The organism is Stutzerimonas sp. (genome assembly GCF_982611455.1).
Genome location: NZ_CEXBBO010000027.1, coordinates 1 through 17,492, shown reverse-complemented (window position 1 = coordinate 17,492; position 17,492 = coordinate 1). Strand labels below are relative to the sequence as shown.

Here is a 17,492-nt window from a genome sequence, read left to right as displayed (position 1 = left end):
CACCCTACCGTCATCGCGGCCCGCTCTACGAATCGAATTCACCTGATAACAAAAACCGGCCTGTACCGGAGACCGAAATGAACGACACCGTGGAACTGATTCAGCATCAAGATTCGCCTCGTTACATCCGCTTGAACGAGGCGGACAACGTGGCAGTGGTGGTCAACGACGGTGGCGTGCCGACTGGCGCCCGGTTCGAAGACGGTTTGGTTACGGTCGAGTCGGTGCCGCAGAGCCACAAGGTCGCGCTGGTGGACATCGTTGTCGACGAGCCGGTCCGCCGTTACGGACAGATCATCGGTTACGCGCTCGAACCCATTGCACGCGGTTCCTGGGTCAAGGAAACCCAGCTGCGCATGCCGTCGGCGCCGCCGCTCGACAGTCTGCCCATGGCCGACGCTGTGCCGGCAAGGCTCGAGCCGCTCGAGGGCTTCACCTTCGAGGGTTATCGCAACGCCGACGGCACCGTCGGTACGCGCAACATTCTTGGTATCACCACCACCGTGCAATGCGTCACCGGCGTGCTCGATCACGCGGTCGCGCGCATCCGCAAAGAGTTGCTGCCCAAGTACCCCAACGTCGATGACGTAGTGGCGCTGACGCACAGCTACGGCTGCGGTGTGGCGATCAACGCCAAGGACGCCTACATCCCCATCCGCACGGTGCGCAACCTGGCGCGCAATCCGAATCTGGGCGGCGAAGCCCTGGTGATCAGCCTCGGCTGCGAAAAGCTGCAAGCCGAGCAGGTCATGCACGAAGGTGATGCGTCGGTTGATCTCAGCGAACCTTGGCTCTATCGGCTACAGGAATCCAATACCGGTTTCGGTGAAATGATCGAACAGATCATGACGCTGGCCGAAGCGCGCCTGCAGAAGCTCAACCGCCGTCAACGCGAAACCGTCCCGGCTTCCGAGTTGATTCTGGGTATGCAATGTGGGGGCAGCGACGCCTTCTCCGGCATTACAGCGAATCCGGCGCTGGGCTATGCCTCGGACCTGCTGATCCGCGCCGGTGCCACGGTGATGTTTTCCGAGGTCACCGAAGTGCGCGACGCCATTTACATGCTCACTTCACGCGCGGAAAGCCCCGAAGTGGCCGAAGCGCTGGTACGCGAAATGGATTGGTACGATCAGTACCTCGAACGCGGCGCCGCGGATCGCAGCGCCAACACCACACCCGGCAACAAGAAGGGTGGCCTGTCGAATATTGTCGAAAAATCCCTCGGCTCCATCGTCAAATCCGGCAGCAGCGCCATCAATGGGGTGCTCGGTCCAGGTGAGCGCTTCAGCGGCAAAGGCCTGATTTATTGCGCAACGCCTGCCAGCGATTTCGTCTGCGGCACGCTGCAATTGGCGGCGGGAATGAACCTGCACGTGTTCACCACCGGGCGCGGTACGCCATATGGGCTGGCCATGGCACCGGTGGTCAAGGTGTCGACCCGCACCGAGCTGGCCGAGCGCTGGCCTGACCTGATCGACGTGGACGCCGGGCGCATTGCCACGGGGCGTTCCAGTATCGAGGAGCTGGGCTGGGAGCTGTTCCACTACTACCTGGACGTCGCCAGCGGCCGCAAGAAAACCTGGGCCGAGCAGCACAAGATTCACAACGACATCACCTTGTTCAATCCGGCACCAATCACCTGACGGCTATGAGGTCAGCGAGCAGCGCATCCGCGTGATGCGCTGTACCAGTGAGCAACTGCAGGAGAATGTGATGAGCGCACTGCCGGACGAATTCATTCGCGGGATCGAGGCCATCGTCGGTGCGGCTGGCATCGTTACCGATGCCGAACGCATGCAGAGCTACTTGAGTGACTGGCGCAATGCCTACCGTGGCGAGGCCGCGCTGGTGGTGCGCCCGGCCAGTACCGAAGAAGTCGCAGCGGTAGTGCGGCTCTGCCATGCAAACCAAGTTGCGTTGGTTCCGCAAGGCGGTAACACAGGGCTCTGCGGCGGCTCGATTCCGGACGCCAGCGGAACCCAGGTGGTGTTGTCATTGACACGCATGACGCGTATCCGCGACATCGACCCGGCGAACGAAACGATCACCGTCGAGGCTGGCGTGATCTTGCAGACATTGCAGGAGGCGGCAGCCGAGGTTGGACGATTGTTTCCGCTGTCCCTGGGCGCGGAGGGAAGTTGCACCGTTGGCGGCAACCTCGCCACCAACGCTGGCGGCACTGCCGTGCTTCGCTACGGCAACATGCGCGACCTCACATTGGGCTTGGAAGTGGTTCTGCCGGACGGGCGGGTCTGGAGCGGCCTGCGCGGTTTGCGCAAGGACAACACCGGCTACGATCTGAAGCATCTATTCATCGGCTCGGAAGGCACGCTCGGAATCATCACGGCGGCGGTGCTCAAGCTGTATCCGGCGGTGCGCAGCGTGACGACCGCCTGGGTCGCATTGCCCAGCCCCCAGGCGACGGTCGAGTTGATCGGCCTGATCCGCGGGCTGTGCGGTGATCGCCTCACCGGTTTCGAGATGATGTCGAGGCAGAGCGTGGATTTCGTGCTGCGTCATGTGGCGGGCTGCAACGACCTTTTCACCGAGACGCATCCCTGGTACGTGCAGATCGAACTCAGCGATACGCAGCCCGAGGCGCCACTCAATGACTTGCTGGAAACTGCGATTGGCGAGGCCCTGACGCGTGAATGGGTGATCGATGCCGTATTGGCCAGCAGCGAAACCCAAGTGGCCGCGCTGTGGGCCATTCGTGAGGGCATTTCCGAGGCGCAGAACCACGAAGGGCCGAGCCTCAAACATGACATCAGCGTGCCGGTGAGCTGTATCCCGGCATTCATCGAAGCCACCGATCAACGTTTGCTCGCGCAATTTCCCGGTGTGCGCATCGTTGCCTACGGGCATGTGGGCGACGGCAACCTGCACTACAACATCAGCAAGCCGATCGGTTCAGAAGATGCGCCATTCAAGGCGCAGCATGAGGCGATCATGCAGGTCATCTACGATGCCACCGCCAGCTTTCAGGGCAGCATCAGTGCCGAGCATGGAATCGGCCAGGCCAAGCGCACAGCGGCCAAGCACTACAAAGATCCGCTGGAATTCGAGCTGATGCATGCGATCAAGACAACGCTGGACCCGAAAGGCCTGATGAACCCCGGCAAGGTGCTCTGATTGCGCCTTCACGCTGCCACATCGAGGTAATCCCGTGACCTGCATACTCCAGATCGGCCCTCTGACCGAGCGTTTCAACCGTGGCCTGGCTGCCGAACATGAGGTATTGCGTTTCTGGGACGAGGGTGCCGATGCGTTAATTGACCAGCACGCCCAGCGCATCGAAGTCGTGGTGACTTCCGGTCGTTTCGGCTGCACGGCGGGCTTGATCGAACGCCTGCCCAACCTGCGCGCGATCATCAGTTTCGGTGTTGGCTATGACGCGATTGATATCGCTGCGGCGCGGGCGCGGGGCATTCCTGTAAGCAACACGCCGGACGTGCTCAACGATTGCGTGGCGGATCTGGCCTTCGGCCTGGTCATCGACTGCGCGAGGCAGCTGTCGCGTGCCGACCGCTTCGTACGCGCTGGCGAATGGCCGTCTGGTGGTTTACCGCTGGCGACCCGGGTCAGCGGTAAACGGCTTGGCATCGTCGGCCTTGGTCGCATCGGTGAGACGGTGGCCAAGCGTTCCAGCGGCTTCGATATGCAGGTGCGCTACCACAACCGTCGATCGGTAGATGGCTGCGCGCATGGCTACGAACCCAGTCTGGTCGAGCTTGCGCAGTGGAGCGATTTTCTGGTCCTGACCTGCCCTGGCGGAGAAAGCACCCGCCACCTGATCGATCGAGAAGTGCTCGATGCACTGGGTTCGAAAGGCATATTGATCAACGTCTCCCGCGGCTCCGTGGTGGATGAGCCGGCACTGATCGAAGCGCTGGTAGATGGGCGCTTGGGCGGTGCCGGACTCGACGTCTTCGCCAGCGAGCCAAAAGTCCCGCAGGCCCTGGTCGACCTTCCTAATGTCGTCCTGCTGCCCCATATCGGCAGCGCCACCGAGGAAACCCGGTTGGCGATGGAAGAATTGCTGTTTGCCAATCTACGTGCGTTTCTCGAACGCGGAGAGGTGCTGACAGCTGTCTGAGCGCACTTACCGGTGCACTGCAGATCGGTGGCTATCAACAGCCGCCATGGCCCCTGAGCCAAAAGCCATGGGCCGACATTTTTTGCATGTACTTTTGGCGTAGCCGAACCGCCTGCCACAAGCACCTCGGTAAGGCGCGCCGTTTTATTTCGCAAGTGCGGGCCATTTCGGCCCGCATCAGGACCGCTGGACATGTCTGAGCAGCAATCGAATATGAACGAGATCCAGCTTCAGCAGGGCCCGCTCCGGCTGTCGGTATGCCCAGCATTGGGCGGCGCCATCACACGTCTGAGCGTCGATGGCATCGACCTGTTGCGGCCTTGGGACGGTTCCGACAGCGTTCGCCGTACCGGGTGTTTCGTCCTAGCGCCATTTTCCAATCGAATTGACAATGCCTTCGAGCATGACGGGCAGCGTTATCCATTGAAGAGATTGTCGCCTGATCATCCGCTGCCTATTCATGGCCTCGCCTGGAAACGCCCATGGGAGGTTGCTGAGCAGGATTCGAGCAGCTTGGTCCTTAACATCACGCACCGTCCAGACGGCATTGCGGCACTGGACTGGCCGTTCGCCTTCGAACTGGAGCATCGACTGCAACTCGGCGAGGAGGGCGTTTCGCTCGTTCTGAGCCTGCGCAACATCGGCGCCCGCTCGATGCCCGCCGGGCTCGGTTGGCATCCGTACTTCCTGCGCCATGAAGGTTGCCAGTTAAGATTTGCTGCACAAGCCGTATGGCAAAACGACACGCGAAACCTGCCTTCACGGCTTTTGCCAATCCCTGAGAAATGGGATTTTTCGACAACCAAGTCATTACAGGAACCAGGACTTGACCATTGCTTTGTCGGCAGTACCGCGCCGGTACTGATCCGCTGGCCAAGGCAGGGCGTCGAGCTGAGCATGAACGCCAGCGATGCACTTTCTCATCTGGTGGTGTTCACGCCACCTGCCGATATGGGCTTCTTCGCAGTGGAACCGGTATCCCACGCTAATAACGCCCTTGGCATGGACGATCCGGTCGCGAACGGAATGCGGGTGTTGTTGCCTGGCGAGACGATGCAGGTCAGTTGCCAGATGCAAATTCAGCGAACGGCTCGTAGCGGCCCGTAGCCCCGCTGTCGCACGTAAGAGTGTCGAATCGCCGCGACGGTTGTGGAGGAGGGCGAGCGCCCGCCCAAGGGCGCTCGGGCAGGTCACGCCGGATTGATGTTCTGGTTGATACGAAAGAGGTTCGCCGGGTCGAATTTCCTTTTCAGGTCTACCAGTCGTTGGTAGCTCGCACCATAGGCGAAGGCGATGCGATCAGTTTCATCACCGGTAAGGAAGTTTACGTAGGCGCCACCACTGGCAAAGGACTGGGTTCGTTTAAAGAACTCACGCGCCCAGGCAATACAGCGTGCATCTTCGGCAGCCGTTTCCCACCGAGCATGTACGTTCAGCACATAGTTGGCATCGCGATTCGAGTAAGCCATGACCTCAGGTTGGATTCGCCCCGTCTGGCCACCTATCGTGGCAACGAATATCTCGCATTGTGAGGAAGGTAGTGCACCGGCGTATTCGATGATGGCATCAATCGCCCCCTCATCGAGCACCGAGAAATTGTGGGATTTCCAGTAGTTCCGGGCGCCTGCTGTCAACAATGGATCGAACGCCTGCTGCCAGGCGACATACGGCTGCACACCTATGTGCTCGCCGTAGGCAGAACCAAATTCTCTCAGCGCCTCAATATAACTCTCGCCCTCGCCAGGATCGCCTGCGTAACAAACAGCCATCGCCACGATTTCTTTCCCGTGGACCTCCTCGGGCAGGAACGGTAAAGGCGGCGCCTTGCGAGTGATCATCCAAACGTTGAGCTTGTCCGGCATCGTTTCGGTGAAACGGGCGAACTGCATCATTACCGATTTCGCCTGCTCGAAAGGGAAGACGATGAGGCCACAAAGCACGTCCGGTCCCACCGGATGCAGCTGAAACTCGAAGCGGGTGACGATGCCGAAGTTGCCACCCCCGCCACGAAGTCCCCAGAACAGATCGGCGTTTTCCGATTCACTGGCGTGCAACTGACGGCCGTCGGCAACGATCACGTCCATGCCTAGCAGGTTGTCTATGGTCATGCCGTATTTTCGACTGAGCCAGCCGAAGCCGCCTCCGAGGGTCAATCCGGCCACTCCCGTTGTGGAGTTTATGCCCAGGGGCGTGGCTAAGCCGTGCGCTTGCGCGGCGGCATCGAAGTCAGCAAGCGTGCAGCCTGGTTCAACATAACCTCGGCGTTGTTCGTGATCGATTTTGACCCCCTTCATAAGCGAGAGATCGATCATCAGGCCATCGTCGCAGACGGCATTCCCGGCGATGTTGTGCCCGCCGCCGCGTATGGAGAACGGCACCTCGTGTTGGCGGACGAGGTCTACAGAGCGGACCACGTCCTCGGGCGATACGCAGCGGGCAATCATTGAAGGCCTGCGGTCGATCATTGCGTTCCAGATCTGGCGCACTTCGTTGTATTGCGGATCTTCGGGGAAAATTATTGGGCCTGAAAATTCGGCCTTGAATGTCTCTATCGCGGTATGGGAAAGCCGGTTCATGACGATCACCGTTAGGTATGCCAGAGGGCACGCACAAGAGGGCCCTCGGCGGGGGAGTGAGGACTACGACCACTCTGGCGATAAGTCCATGCCTCACAGCAGCCCTTGATCAGCATTTCGTCAGCGGAAAACACAGTATAGGTCCGCTTGTCAATAGAAAGTGGTTGATTGCGGATTTCAGGTCACTTGATGCGCGCTCTGGCTTTGCAGGAGCGCAAGCAAAAAAAGCCCGTCACAAGGACGGGCGAAAGTTTCCGCAACAGGAGCGAGGAGTGTTGCGTCCAGCGTGGAGCGTGACGCTTACAGGATCGAGATCGGGTAGTTGAAGATCAGGCGGTTCTCGTCCAGGTCGCGTGTGTTGACCTGTGAGCGGAAGCTCGAGTTACGCCATTTGATGTTGAGATTCTTAGCTGGGCCGTTCTGAATGGTGTAGGCCACCTCGGTCTCGCGGCCCCATTCTTTGCCGTCGTCGGTGGTGGCTGTCTCAATGTTGTCGCCGCTGATGTAGCGGTTCATCAGCGTCAGGCCGGGCACGCCCATGGCGGCGAAGTTGTAGTCGTGGCGCAACTGCCAGGAGCGCTCTTCGGCATTGTCATAAGAGTTGTTGAAGCTATCGTTGGCCAGGGTACCGCCGCTGGTGCCGTTGACGCGCATCCACGTGTCGCCGCTGACCTTCTGCAGGCCGACGTAGAAGGTGTTGCCACCGATTTTCAGGCCGAACAGACCGGAGTAGGTCTTGTTGTCCAGATTGCCGGCCAGCGCGCTGCCTTCTTCGTCACCCTGGAAGTAGCCGAGGTTGGCGGTCAGTGCCATGTCATCGCCAAGCGGCTGGGTGTGCAGCAGTTGCACATACTGCTGCTCGTAGACGTCCTTCAGTTCGGCTGTCCAGAGGCCCACGGTCGTCTGCTTGCTGAAAAGCGTATTCGCCGCCGATGTAATTGAAGCGGTCGGACACGCCAACCGGAGTTGCACCCGAGACCCGATAGCTCATGTCTTCCATGCTGGCGTCGTCGCGCGGGCTGTTCTGGCGGAACTGACCGGCTGTCAGCATCAGGCCGTCGAATTCGCGGGAGGTGATCATGCCGCCTTCGAACGTCTGGGGCAGCGAACGGCCATCATCCGAACGCAGAATCGGTAGGACCGGCATCATCTCGCCGATCTTCAGCTCGGTGTTGGAGATCTTGGCTTTGGCGGCAACACCAAAACGGCCGAAATCATCTGCAGGGCGGCCGTCGCTGTGGCGGGGCAGCAAGCTCGTGCCGTACGTACCGCCACCGCCGTCAAGTTTGACCGCCAGACCGGCGAGCACATCGACGCCAAAGCCGACCGGGCCCGGGGTATAGCCGGACTGGATGTTGAGGATGAAGCTCTGGGTCCATTCCTCGGCCTTGCTGCGATCAGTGATCGAGTCGTCTCGGAATTCGCGACCGATGTAAAAGTTACGGGCGTTTACCGTGATCTTGGTGCCGTCAACAAAGCCTTCCGCCGCATTTGCAACAGCAGGAATGCCAAGCGCCAGCGACAGCGTGCCCGCGAATACGGCGGCAGATAGGGGGTTGCGTGGGGTCATTGTTGTTGTGCTCCCTTTTTTGAGTAGTCCGCTGCGTGCTGCCATGTGGCTAAAAACGAAGCGGGGTGTAGCGCGGCAGCCAACAGGCGGCGCGTGCCGCGGCGGCTGATATCTGTTATCAGTCGTCATACGACATCACGGATTATGGCTACGGGTAGAGCCTTGTCAATGCAATTTGTAAAGAAATGTCAGGAGTCAGACTTTCGTCTAACTCGCAGATTGCAGCTCGATGAAACGGAATCGAGAGATGTTTTCGCTATTTGGCTAACGTCGACCAAGGGAAACGGGGAGGTGTGATGACTGCAAGCCAGTGGTTAAACCGCATCGCTCCACCAGCCAGGCAGAAGACGTTTGACCTGCGGACGCGCGAAGCGGTCGTCAATCAGGTGAACCACGCCGTGATCGCCCGTGGTGCGGATTACCCGGCCGGCAGCCTGCACGACTTTCTGCAAGCCTGGATAGAGGTAGGTGTAGTCGTAGCCGGTGCCAAATAGCTCATCCATCCGAGTCTTCATTTGTTCATTGACCGGATTGACTTGCGGCAGCCCCAAGGTGGCGATGAAAGCGCCAATCAAACGGTCGCCGGGCAAGTCGATCCCCTCGGAAAAAGCGCCGCCCAGCACGGCAAAACCGATGCCGTGACTCTCGCAAGTGAAGCGCGCAAGAAAGGCACTGCGAGCCGTTTCATGCATGCCTCGAGTTTGTTCCCAGAAGGGCAGCTCGGGATGCTCAGCGGCCAGCAGAGCGGTCACTTGTTGCAAGTAATCGAAGCTGCTGAAGAAGGCCAGGTAGTTGCCGCGACGTTGTTGATACTGCCGTGCAAGCAGGTCGACGATAGCCTGCAGCGAGGCCGCGCGATCTTGAAAGCGCGTGGAGATGTGCCGAGCCAGGCGGACCTGCAGTTGCTCTGCACGGAACGGCGATTCCACGTCGACCCAGACGTGGTTCGGCGGTACGCCCAAGGTGTCGGAATAGAACCGCTGCGGGTTGAGCGTGGCGGAGAACAATACGCACGATCTTGCCTCGAGGAAGCGGGGCGCAAGAAAGGGTGCAGGCAAAACATTGCGCAGGCAGAGCACTGAGCTGCGACCATGGTGGCTATTGCGCGCCGGCAGCAGGGTGCAATCGAACAGCGAATGCGCACCGAACAGTTCAGCCAGACGGCAGAAGTGCATCGCGTCGAAGTACGCTGACTGCAACGTGGGATCGAGACCTGCCGGGTTCTCACCGAGGTAATCGGTGATCGTGCTGATGGCTTGCTGCAACGCGGCGATGAGCTTGTGCGGTAGCTCCGCCTGGACCTGATAGGTATCCTCCTGCAGCCGATGCACATCGCTCCAGCAACGCAGAATACGCTCGATCGGCTTCTTCATAACGGCTGGAGCTATCGTTCGTAACCCTTTGAAATTTCTTATATCAAGCTCGGCGGTGTACATGCTTCGGCCACGCTCGAGCAAATTGTGCGCCTCATCCACCAGCACACTGACGCGCCACTGATTGACCAGCGTAAGACCGTAGAGCAGGGCGCTAAGGTCGAAGTAATAGTTGTAGTCGCCAACCACCACATCGGCCCAACGGGCGAGTTCCTGGCTGAGGTAATAAGGGCAGACCTGGTGCGCCAACGCTACTTCGCGCAGCGTCGCCTGGTCGAGAAACTGGCAGGTAACGGCTTCTGCACGGGCGGCCGGGAGCCGGTCGTAGAAACCGCGAGCGAGTGGACAGGACTCGCCATGACAGGCTTTGTCTGGATGCTCACATGCCTTGTCGCGAGCGATCAATTCCAGCACCCGCACCGAGGGCGTCTGGGTGCCATCCTTCAGGCTGGTCAGCGCATCCAATGCCAGTTGCCGCCCGGAGGTCTTCGCGGCGAGAAAGAACAGTTTGTCCAACTGCTGACCCGGGAACGCTTTCAGCTGGGGAAACAACGTGGCGAGCGTTTTGCCAATACCGGTTGGCGCCTGAGCCATCAGGTGCGTGCCGGTGCAGGCGGCCTTGTACACCGCTTCTGCGAGTTGCCGCTGGCCACTACGGAACTCGCAATAAGGAAACTTCAGACCGATGAGCGCCTGGTCGCGCTCAGCCCGGTGCGCCAGTTCCTGTTCGGACCAGACGATAAAGCGCTGACATTGGGTTTCGAAGAACGCACGCAGCTCCGCGGCGGCGAAGGTTTCGATCAACAGGGTTTCCTTTTGGCTGACGATATCGAAGTACACCAGGGCAACGTTCAGCGATGCCAATCCGCGCGACTCGCAGAGCAGCCAGCCGTAAACCTTGGCCTGGGCCCAGTGCAAGTGACGATGGTTGGCCGGCTGTCGTGAGAGGTCGCCACGATGGGTCTTTATCTCTTCCAGACGATTCTGCGCCGGGTCGTAACCATCGGCGCGGCCGCGGACCAATAGATCGAGGTACTGGCCTTCCAGCGCCACTTCGCGTTCGTAACCTTCGGCTCGGCGAGCGGTAACAGTGGTATGCCCCGCAATGCCTTCCAGGGCGGTAGGTGCAGGTGTGAAGCGCAGGTCCAGATCACCTTCTTTGGCGGTGAACTCGCACAGGGCGCGCACCGCGACCCGGTACTTCAAGACACGTCCTCGGCCCACTGCACATAGCACACGGCGATTGGCATGCCGTGACGCAGCGCGAAGTCGATCCAACGCTTCTGGTTGTCTTGCAAGCGATCGCCGGGGCCTTTTACCTCAATCATCCGGTAGCGCCGCTCGCCGGGCCAGAATTGAATCAGGTCTGGCAAACCGCTGCGATGGTTGGGCACATCCAGCAGGATTCGCTGGAAACAAGCCTGCAGATGTGCGGCTGATAAACAATCGAGCGCCTGCTCCAACAGATGCTCATCGAACAGTCCCCAGCTGACGAATTGCGACTGAACGCCAAATTTCTCTTGGAACACCTTTCGAATACAGTCGCGATATTCGCCGGTCCCAAGCTTGGCCAGGCACGCATCGAACAACCCGGCACGACGGTTATAAAAGTCCGGGCGGGTGAGGTCAGCCGGAGCAGAATGAAATGGATGGAAGAAGGCCCCCGGAAGCGGTGCAAAAATCGCCTCCCAGCACAGCAGGCCCAGAAGCGAGTTGAGCAACGCATTTTCAACGTAGTAAACAGGCGCTTCGCTACATGAAAGGTGTTCGCGCACAGCCTGCTCGACACTCATGCCAACCTGGCGGGGCAAAACCAGATCGATGCGCTCCGCTTCGGCTACGGCGTTGCGGCGTATGGCGGGCTCGCCGAGGACGCGTCGCAAGCGCGGCAGAATACGCTGCAGCTGCTGCGCTTCATGCTCGCTTTCCGGCGCGGCTTGCGCCTCACTCGCCAGGCGCAATGCTGCCTCGGGCTGACCGCACCGTTCGAGCACCCTGATTGCCCGTTCGCGCGCGCCGGGATAAAGGTTGCTGGCGTGCAGACGAAGCGCTTGTTGCAGATCACCGACGCGCTCGTATTGCCGACCAATATTCAGCAGCAGCTTGCCGCGTCGGTTTTCCAGCCACTCGTTGGCGTAGGGCGCGTGCGGGATATCGGCTAGCACCTCGTCCAGCCTTTCACCTGTCTCGAAACGCTCCCGACATTGATGCAAATATAGATAGGCATCTACATCGTCGCGGCTGTGGAAGGCGCGGGAAGCGGGGGAAAAGCTCACTTGCTCGTAGCGAAAGATACCCAGATCGGCGAGGACGAATTCGGTCCAGTCCTGATGGATATTGCCGAAGAACATCAGCCGCAAACGATCGCAAAGATCGCTGATGTTCAGACTGAATGCCGCCTCGCCGAGCGCCTCACACCAGCTGGCGAAGGTTTTGGGCTGCGCATGTTCGGTCATCAAGGCCTGTAGCAGGTCGCTTTTGCGCTGGCTCTTGGATGCGGTAGCTGCGAACACCTTGACCAGCTCGTCCTTCTTCAGCAGGCCGAACAGCTGTGCCAAATCCACGGTCGGGTTGGCGTCGATCCAGCCTTGCTCGACGAGCGCCGCCGCGGCAGCCAGCGGGCAACCAATCTCGGCATAGCGCAACTTACTGGCCCGGAACAAAGATCCCTTGCGCATCACCATACGAACCAGCAACGCCTGGGATGTCTGCGGCACATCGTTAAAGCTCTGCAGAAATAATCGCTCTCGATCGTCCAGCAGATCGCCATGACGCTCACTGACCCAGGCGAGCACCTGTCGAAAGTTTTCGAGGTAATAGAAGGGGTTTTCCAAAGCCTGGCGCATCGAACGTCCGGTTCGGTAGTACGCGAGCGTAGCTGCTCGTAAGGCTGTGTATTTATACAGTTGTAGGCGGGTTTGGCAATGACGGGACGATCAATGGCATGACGGGCTGCCGCAAACCTCTACGGAACGCTTTGATCCTTTCGCAGGATGCGGTTGAGCCTGCGAAACCCATGCTGACGCACCAGGAGGATCCAAATATTCGACTAACCCTTTGGCGGTGAAACCTCTTCTGGCGAGGCACTTATTTTGTTCGCCTACTTGGCAAGTAGCTCCGCTCCGATCAGTCTATGCGGACCGATGAAGTCAACGACCGTCGGTCGTTTAGTCAGCTAACAAAGAAGGCTTGGATTCGCTGCGACAGCATGCGAACCCATTGTCGTTTCGGTGGTCGTAGCCTCTAGTCAGCCGCTGTCGGCGGGACATGCAGGGTATGGCTGTTGACCGATCAGGCGCAGTGCATCAACTGGAACATTTTTTCAAGGACTCACATGATCAAGAAATGCCTTTTTCCTGCGGCCGGATATGGCACGCGCTTCCTTCCTGCGACCAAGGCCATGCCCAAGGAAATGTTGCCGGTGGTGAACAAGCCCCTGATTCAATACGGGGTTGAAGAGGCACTGGCCGCAGGGCTCGGACAGATCGCGATTGTCACTGGCCGCGGCAAACGTTCCCTTGAAGACCACTTCGATATCAGCTACGAGCTCGAGCACCAGATCCGCAACACCGACAAAGAAAAATACCTGGTCGGAATCCGCAAGCTGATCGACGAGTGCAGCTTCTCCTACACCCGCCAGGTGGAAATGAAGGGCCTGGGCCACGCCATTCTTAGCGGCCGGCCGTTGATCGGTGACGAACCCTTTGCCGTGGTGCTGGCAGACGACCTTTGCATCAACTTGGACGGCGACCCAGTGCTGGCGCAGATGGTCAAGTTGTATAACCAGTTCCGCTGTTCGATCGTTGCGATTCAGGAAGTACCGCCGGAAGAAACCAGCAAATACGGCGTGATCGCGGGTGAAATGATCCGTGACGACATTTACCGTGTCAGCCACATGGTCGAGAAGCCCAAGCCGGAAGACGCGCCGTCCAACCTGGCGATCATCGGCCGCTACATCCTCACTCCCGATATCTTCGATCTGATCGAACAGACCGAACCGGGCAAAGGCGGCGAGATCCAGATTACCGACGCGCTGATGCGCCAGGCGCAGGATGGTTGCGTGTTGGCCTACAAGTTCAAGGGTCAGCGTTTCGATTGCGGTAGCGCCGAGGGCTATATTGCGGCAACTAACTTCTGCTATGAGCACTTCTATCTGACCGGCAAGGCATTCTGATTCACACCATGCCGATCACAAAGCCACCTTTACAGGCCGTGTGAAAGCGTAGCGAGCGAAGGTCAGGCAAGGCAAAAACAGGCGAAAAAGCGCAGTTTACGAGTTGTAAATGAGCATTTTGAGCATGTTTTTAACGCAGCATGGCCGAGCGCAGTAGCTTTCACACAGCCTGTAAAGGTGGCTTTGTCGTTTCAGAGGGCCGGCATTTCCTCGGCGCCCGGCCCCAGCGGCTGACCGTAACTGAACTCGACGTAATTGCCCGCTGGATCCCGTACGCCACAGTAATAGCCGACCGGGTAGGGCTCGTCGCGCGGCTCCCATATCAGGCACCCCGCCTGGCGAGCGCGTGCCGCGATCGCATCGACTTCACCGCGACTCGAAAGCGCAAAGCCGAAATGGCTGTAATCGTTATCAGCCAGAGCGCGATCCTGACCGCCCGGCATGATGACGAAGATGAACTCGCGCTCTTTGCCGGGCTCGGCCATCCAGACAATGCGCGAGCCCTTCCCGGCACGCTCATGAAACACATGCATGCCGCAGAACTGCGCGTAGAACGCGATGCAGGCCTCCAGGTCGGGCACGTGCAAGGCGAGATGGGTCAGGGTAGGGCGCATGCGGCACTCCTTCGGTGAACAGGCGAAAAGCCTGGGTTATGCTGTGAGTTCTACAAGGGAGACAACAGTTCATGGCTTACGACTTCGATCTATTCGTCATCGGCGCGGGTTCCGGTGGTGTCCGTGCTGCCCGTTTCGCTGCAAGCTATGGCGCCCGCGTGGCGGTAGCCGAAAGCCGTTACTTGGGCGGCACCTGCGTGAATGTCGGCTGCGTGCCGAAGAAGCTGCTGGTCTACGGCGCCCACTATGCCGAAGACATCGGCCAGGCCCAAGGCTATGGCTGGACCATCGATGGCGCGACCTTCGAATGGAAAACCCTGATCGCCAACAAGGATCGCGAGATCGAACGCCTCAACGGCATCTACAAGAATCTCCTGATCGATAGTGGCGTCACCTTGCTGCAAGCGCATGCGCGCCTGGTGGATGCTCATACCATCGAAGTCGAAGGCCGGCATTACACGGCTGAGCATATTCTCGTCGCCACGGGTGGCTGGCCTTTCATTCCGGAAATTCCTGGCCGCGAGCATGCCATCACGTCCAACGAAGCCTTCTATCTCGACGCGCTGCCACGCCGCGTACTGGTGGTCGGTGGCGGCTACATTGCAGTCGAGTTCGCCTCGATTTTTCACGGTTGCGGCGCCGATACCAAACTCTTGTATCGCGGCGAGTTGTTCATGCGCGGCTTCGATGGTTCGCTACGTGATCACCTTAAAGACGAGATGATCAAGAAGGGCGTCGACTTGCAATTCAATGCCGACATCGTGCGGATCGACAAGCAGGCCGACGGCAGTCTGCTGGCGACCCTCAAGGACGGTCGCGTGCTGGAGGCAGATTGCATCTTCTACGCGACGGGCCGTCGGCCGATGCTCGATGGGCTTGGCCTCGATCAACTGGATGTCGCGCTGGATGATCGCGGTTTCGTGGCGGTCGATGATCAGTTTCGCACCTCGATTCCATCAATCCTGGCCATCGGTGATGTGATAGGGCGTATACAGCTCACGCCGGTTGCACTCGCCGAAGGCATGGCGGTTGCGCGGCAGCTGTTCAAACCAGAGGAATATCGCCCAGTCGACTACAACACCATCGCCACGGCCGTGTTCAGCCTGCCGAACATGGCCACGGTTGGGCTGACCGAAGAAGAGGCGCGCAAGCAAGGGCATAAAGTGGTGTTGTTCGAAAGCCGCTTCCGCCCGATGAAGCTGACCATGACCGATAGTCTCGAGCGCAGCCTGATGAAGCTGGTGGTGGATGCCGAAACCGATAAGGTGCTGGGCTGCCATATGGCTGGGCCAGATGCCGGCGAGATCATGCAAGGCTTGGCCGTAGCGTTGAAGGCCGGCGCCACCAAGCGAATCTTCGACGATACAGTCGGCATTCACCCGACTGCCGCGGAAGAGTTCGTCACCATGCGCACGCCAACGGGGATCTGATCCGCATACGCGTGGATATGGTTCGGCTGTCGTTTCATCAGGAAGAAAGCAGCTATGGAGAAGGGGGCCGGTTACTCGAACCGGCGCCCCGAACATTTGCGAATCGGTAGCTTTCTGGAGCCGGACGGCAAGCTGATCGAAATCAGCCGACGTTTGAGCTCGCCGATTTTCACTGATGTTTGTGCTCGTGCCCGCTGGATTCCGGCGCCTGCTCCTGAATAGCGACCTCGACAGTCACTTCACCGGCGTTCTCGAAGATCAGCGTCAAGGGAAAACGCTCACCGGCCACCAGCGGCTCGCTAAGTTCGAAGAGCATCACATGACTACCGCCAGGCTTGAACTCCACATGCCCGCCAGCTGGAACTTCGACCGAGTCGATCTGCTGCATTCGCATGATCTCGCCTTCATGCACATGGGTGTGCAGCTCGGCTTTTTTCGCACGTGATGTCTGCACGCCAATCAGGCGGTCCTGCTGGTCGCCGGGGTTGTTCAGCGTGAAATACACCGCGCCGGTAGGGGCGCTCGGCGGCATGGCGCGAGACCAGACTTGCGTAACAGCCGGCGCCGTCGAGCCAGCCGTCTGGTGATGCGCATGGGTGTGGTCGTCTGCAACGGCAATGAGCGTGGCAGTTCCGAGGGCGAAGGCGGTTACCAGGCGAAGCAACATGAATATCTCCAGTGCGATTTGAGTGCCAGGACATTAGCACGTGGTGGTTTGCATTGGCGCAATGGAACCTGCATGGCAGCTGCGTTTCTGTTTGAATGAGGCTTCGCACCAATCCGATCGGAGATGCATCACCACAATGGAACGCAGTCGCTGGAGTCACCGGTTGTTATCTGGCGGAAAGGAACCCGATCCGCGGTTTACCTTGGCCAACGAACGCACCTTTCTCGCCTGGATCCGCACCTCGTTGGCGTTGCTGGCCGGTGGCGTCGCGGTGGAAGCCTTTGCCGGCGGCATCTTCGTTCTGGAGGTCCGCAAGGTTCTTTCGATTTCGCTGCTGCTGCTGGCCATGTTCATCAGTTCCACGGCTTGCGTTCGCTGGCTGACGATCGAACGTGCCATGCGTCACAGCGGCCCACTGCCGTTCCCGCTGCTGATCCCGATTCTGTCGATCGGCGGCACCTTGGTGACATTGGTGCTGATCAGTTTCGTCGCGCTGCGTGGCTAACCAATGCATATTTCCTTTCGCCGTCGATTGGACCCCAAGACACCGCGGCCACCGCTGCACGAGGATCCCGGCCTGCAACCAGAGCGCACGTCACTGGCCTGGGGGCGGACACTGCTCACCATGATCACCGTCAGCGCGCTTTTTTTACGTTGGATGCCATATCACGGGTTCTTCGTAGGTGCGCTCGTGGCGGTTTCCTTGATCACCGCGTTAGGCATCTGGACGACTCAACAGCGGCGTTACGCACGCAGCGCCAGTGGGCTGAAAAGTGGGCGAATCCATGCCGATGCATTCTCGGTTCTATGGCTAGGCGCCTCGGTGTCAGTGCTCGGGAGTGTGCCGAGATAAGGGGAAATTTCACTCACTTCCCCTCTAACCTATTGATCCACAAATAAATTCCACGCTCGAATACATTGGGCGTGCCGACATACGTGGACTTGCCCCTACAAAACCGGACACCAACTCCCCGTTAAATTGATGCTGCTGC

The 17,492-nt window shown here is 59.3% G+C and carries 13 protein-coding genes and 1 pseudogene; 8 read left to right on the top strand and 6 right to left on the bottom strand.

The genetic code is table 11. From position 1 onward, the window contains the following. Positions 1-89: 89 nt before the first annotated feature. From garD to AC2LD7_RS15830, 4 genes are all read left to right on the top strand, one after another. Positions 90-1,643 carry a galactarate dehydratase gene (garD, locus tag AC2LD7_RS15845; RefSeq protein ID WP_484598731.1) on the top strand — a complete coding sequence of 518 codons (1,554 nt, stop codon included), beginning with the start codon at positions 90-92 and terminating at the stop codon, positions 1,641-1,643. Between the two features lie 70 nt (positions 1,644-1,713). Next, the gene (locus AC2LD7_RS15840) at positions 1,714-3,132 is read left to right on the top strand and encodes an FAD-binding oxidoreductase (RefSeq protein WP_484598688.1); all 1,419 of its coding nucleotides are present in this window, start codon (positions 1,714-1,716) and stop codon (positions 3,130-3,132) included. Between the two features lie 34 nt (positions 3,133-3,166). Beyond that, entirely contained in the window at positions 3,167-4,096 is a 930-nt protein-coding gene (locus AC2LD7_RS15835; protein WP_484598687.1) for a 2-hydroxyacid dehydrogenase, read from the top strand. A gap of 192 nt (positions 4,097-4,288) precedes the next feature. Further along, positions 4,289-5,203 (top strand): aldose 1-epimerase, encoded by a 915-nt coding sequence (locus AC2LD7_RS15830; protein ID WP_484598686.1) that lies wholly within the window; start codon positions 4,289-4,291, stop codon positions 5,201-5,203. Positions 5,204-5,286: 83 nt separating this feature from the next. Here AC2LD7_RS15830 and AC2LD7_RS15825 read toward each other — a convergent pair whose 3' ends face one another. The 4 genes and pseudogenes from AC2LD7_RS15825 to AC2LD7_RS15810 form a co-directional block, all read right to left on the bottom strand. After that, positions 5,287-6,672, bottom strand: coding sequence for an FAD-binding oxidoreductase (locus tag AC2LD7_RS15825; RefSeq protein ID WP_484598685.1), 1,386 nt, complete (start codon positions 6,670-6,672; stop codon positions 5,287-5,289). A gap of 300 nt (positions 6,673-6,972) precedes the next feature. Next, positions 6,973-8,242 (bottom strand): annotated as a pseudogene (locus AC2LD7_RS15820) (OprD family porin). Positions 8,243-8,556: 314 nt separating this feature from the next. Continuing rightward, positions 8,557-10,821 (bottom strand): ATP-dependent DNA helicase, encoded by a 2,265-nt coding sequence (locus AC2LD7_RS15815; protein WP_484598684.1) that lies wholly within the window; start codon positions 10,819-10,821, stop codon positions 8,557-8,559. Then, complete coding sequence (locus AC2LD7_RS15810; RefSeq protein WP_484598683.1) at positions 10,818-12,461, bottom strand: VRR-NUC domain-containing protein; 1,644 nt, start codon at positions 12,459-12,461, stop codon at positions 10,818-10,820. Before AC2LD7_RS15810 ends, AC2LD7_RS15815 begins: the two co-directional genes overlap by 4 nt. A gap of 488 nt (positions 12,462-12,949) precedes the next feature. On the opposite strand from AC2LD7_RS15810, the gene galU reads away from it, so the two are divergent. After that, entirely contained in the window at positions 12,950-13,789 is an 840-nt protein-coding gene (gene galU, locus AC2LD7_RS15805) for a UTP--glucose-1-phosphate uridylyltransferase GalU (RefSeq protein WP_484598682.1), read from the top strand. A gap of 191 nt (positions 13,790-13,980) precedes the next feature. On the opposite strand, the gene AC2LD7_RS15800 is transcribed toward galU, so the two are convergent. After that, the gene (locus AC2LD7_RS15800) at positions 13,981-14,403 is read right to left on the bottom strand and encodes a VOC family protein (protein WP_484598681.1); all 423 of its coding nucleotides are present in this window, start codon (positions 14,401-14,403) and stop codon (positions 13,981-13,983) included. A 71-nt stretch (positions 14,404-14,474) separates the two neighbouring features. Between AC2LD7_RS15800 and gorA the strand changes: the two genes are divergently transcribed. Further along, positions 14,475-15,833: a glutathione-disulfide reductase gene (gorA, locus tag AC2LD7_RS15795; protein ID WP_484598680.1), complete on the top strand. Its 1,359-nt coding sequence runs from the start codon at positions 14,475-14,477 to the stop codon at positions 15,831-15,833. A gap of 169 nt (positions 15,834-16,002) precedes the next feature. Here the strand turns inward: gorA and AC2LD7_RS15790 are convergent, their stop codons facing one another. Then, positions 16,003-16,500 carry a copper chaperone PCu(A)C gene (locus AC2LD7_RS15790; RefSeq protein WP_484598679.1) on the bottom strand — a complete coding sequence of 166 codons (498 nt, stop codon included), beginning with the start codon at positions 16,498-16,500 and terminating at the stop codon, positions 16,003-16,005. Positions 16,501-16,636: 136 nt separating this feature from the next. On the opposite strand from AC2LD7_RS15790, the gene AC2LD7_RS15785 reads away from it, so the two are divergent. Both AC2LD7_RS15785 and AC2LD7_RS15780 read left to right on the top strand, forming a co-directional pair. After that, complete coding sequence (locus AC2LD7_RS15785; RefSeq protein ID WP_484598678.1) at positions 16,637-17,005, top strand: YidH family protein; 369 nt, start codon at positions 16,637-16,639, stop codon at positions 17,003-17,005. A gap of 3 nt (positions 17,006-17,008) precedes the next feature. Next, positions 17,009-17,353 (top strand): DUF202 domain-containing protein, encoded by a 345-nt coding sequence (locus AC2LD7_RS15780; protein ID WP_484598677.1) that lies wholly within the window; start codon positions 17,009-17,011, stop codon positions 17,351-17,353. Positions 17,354-17,492: the final 139 nt, after the last annotated feature.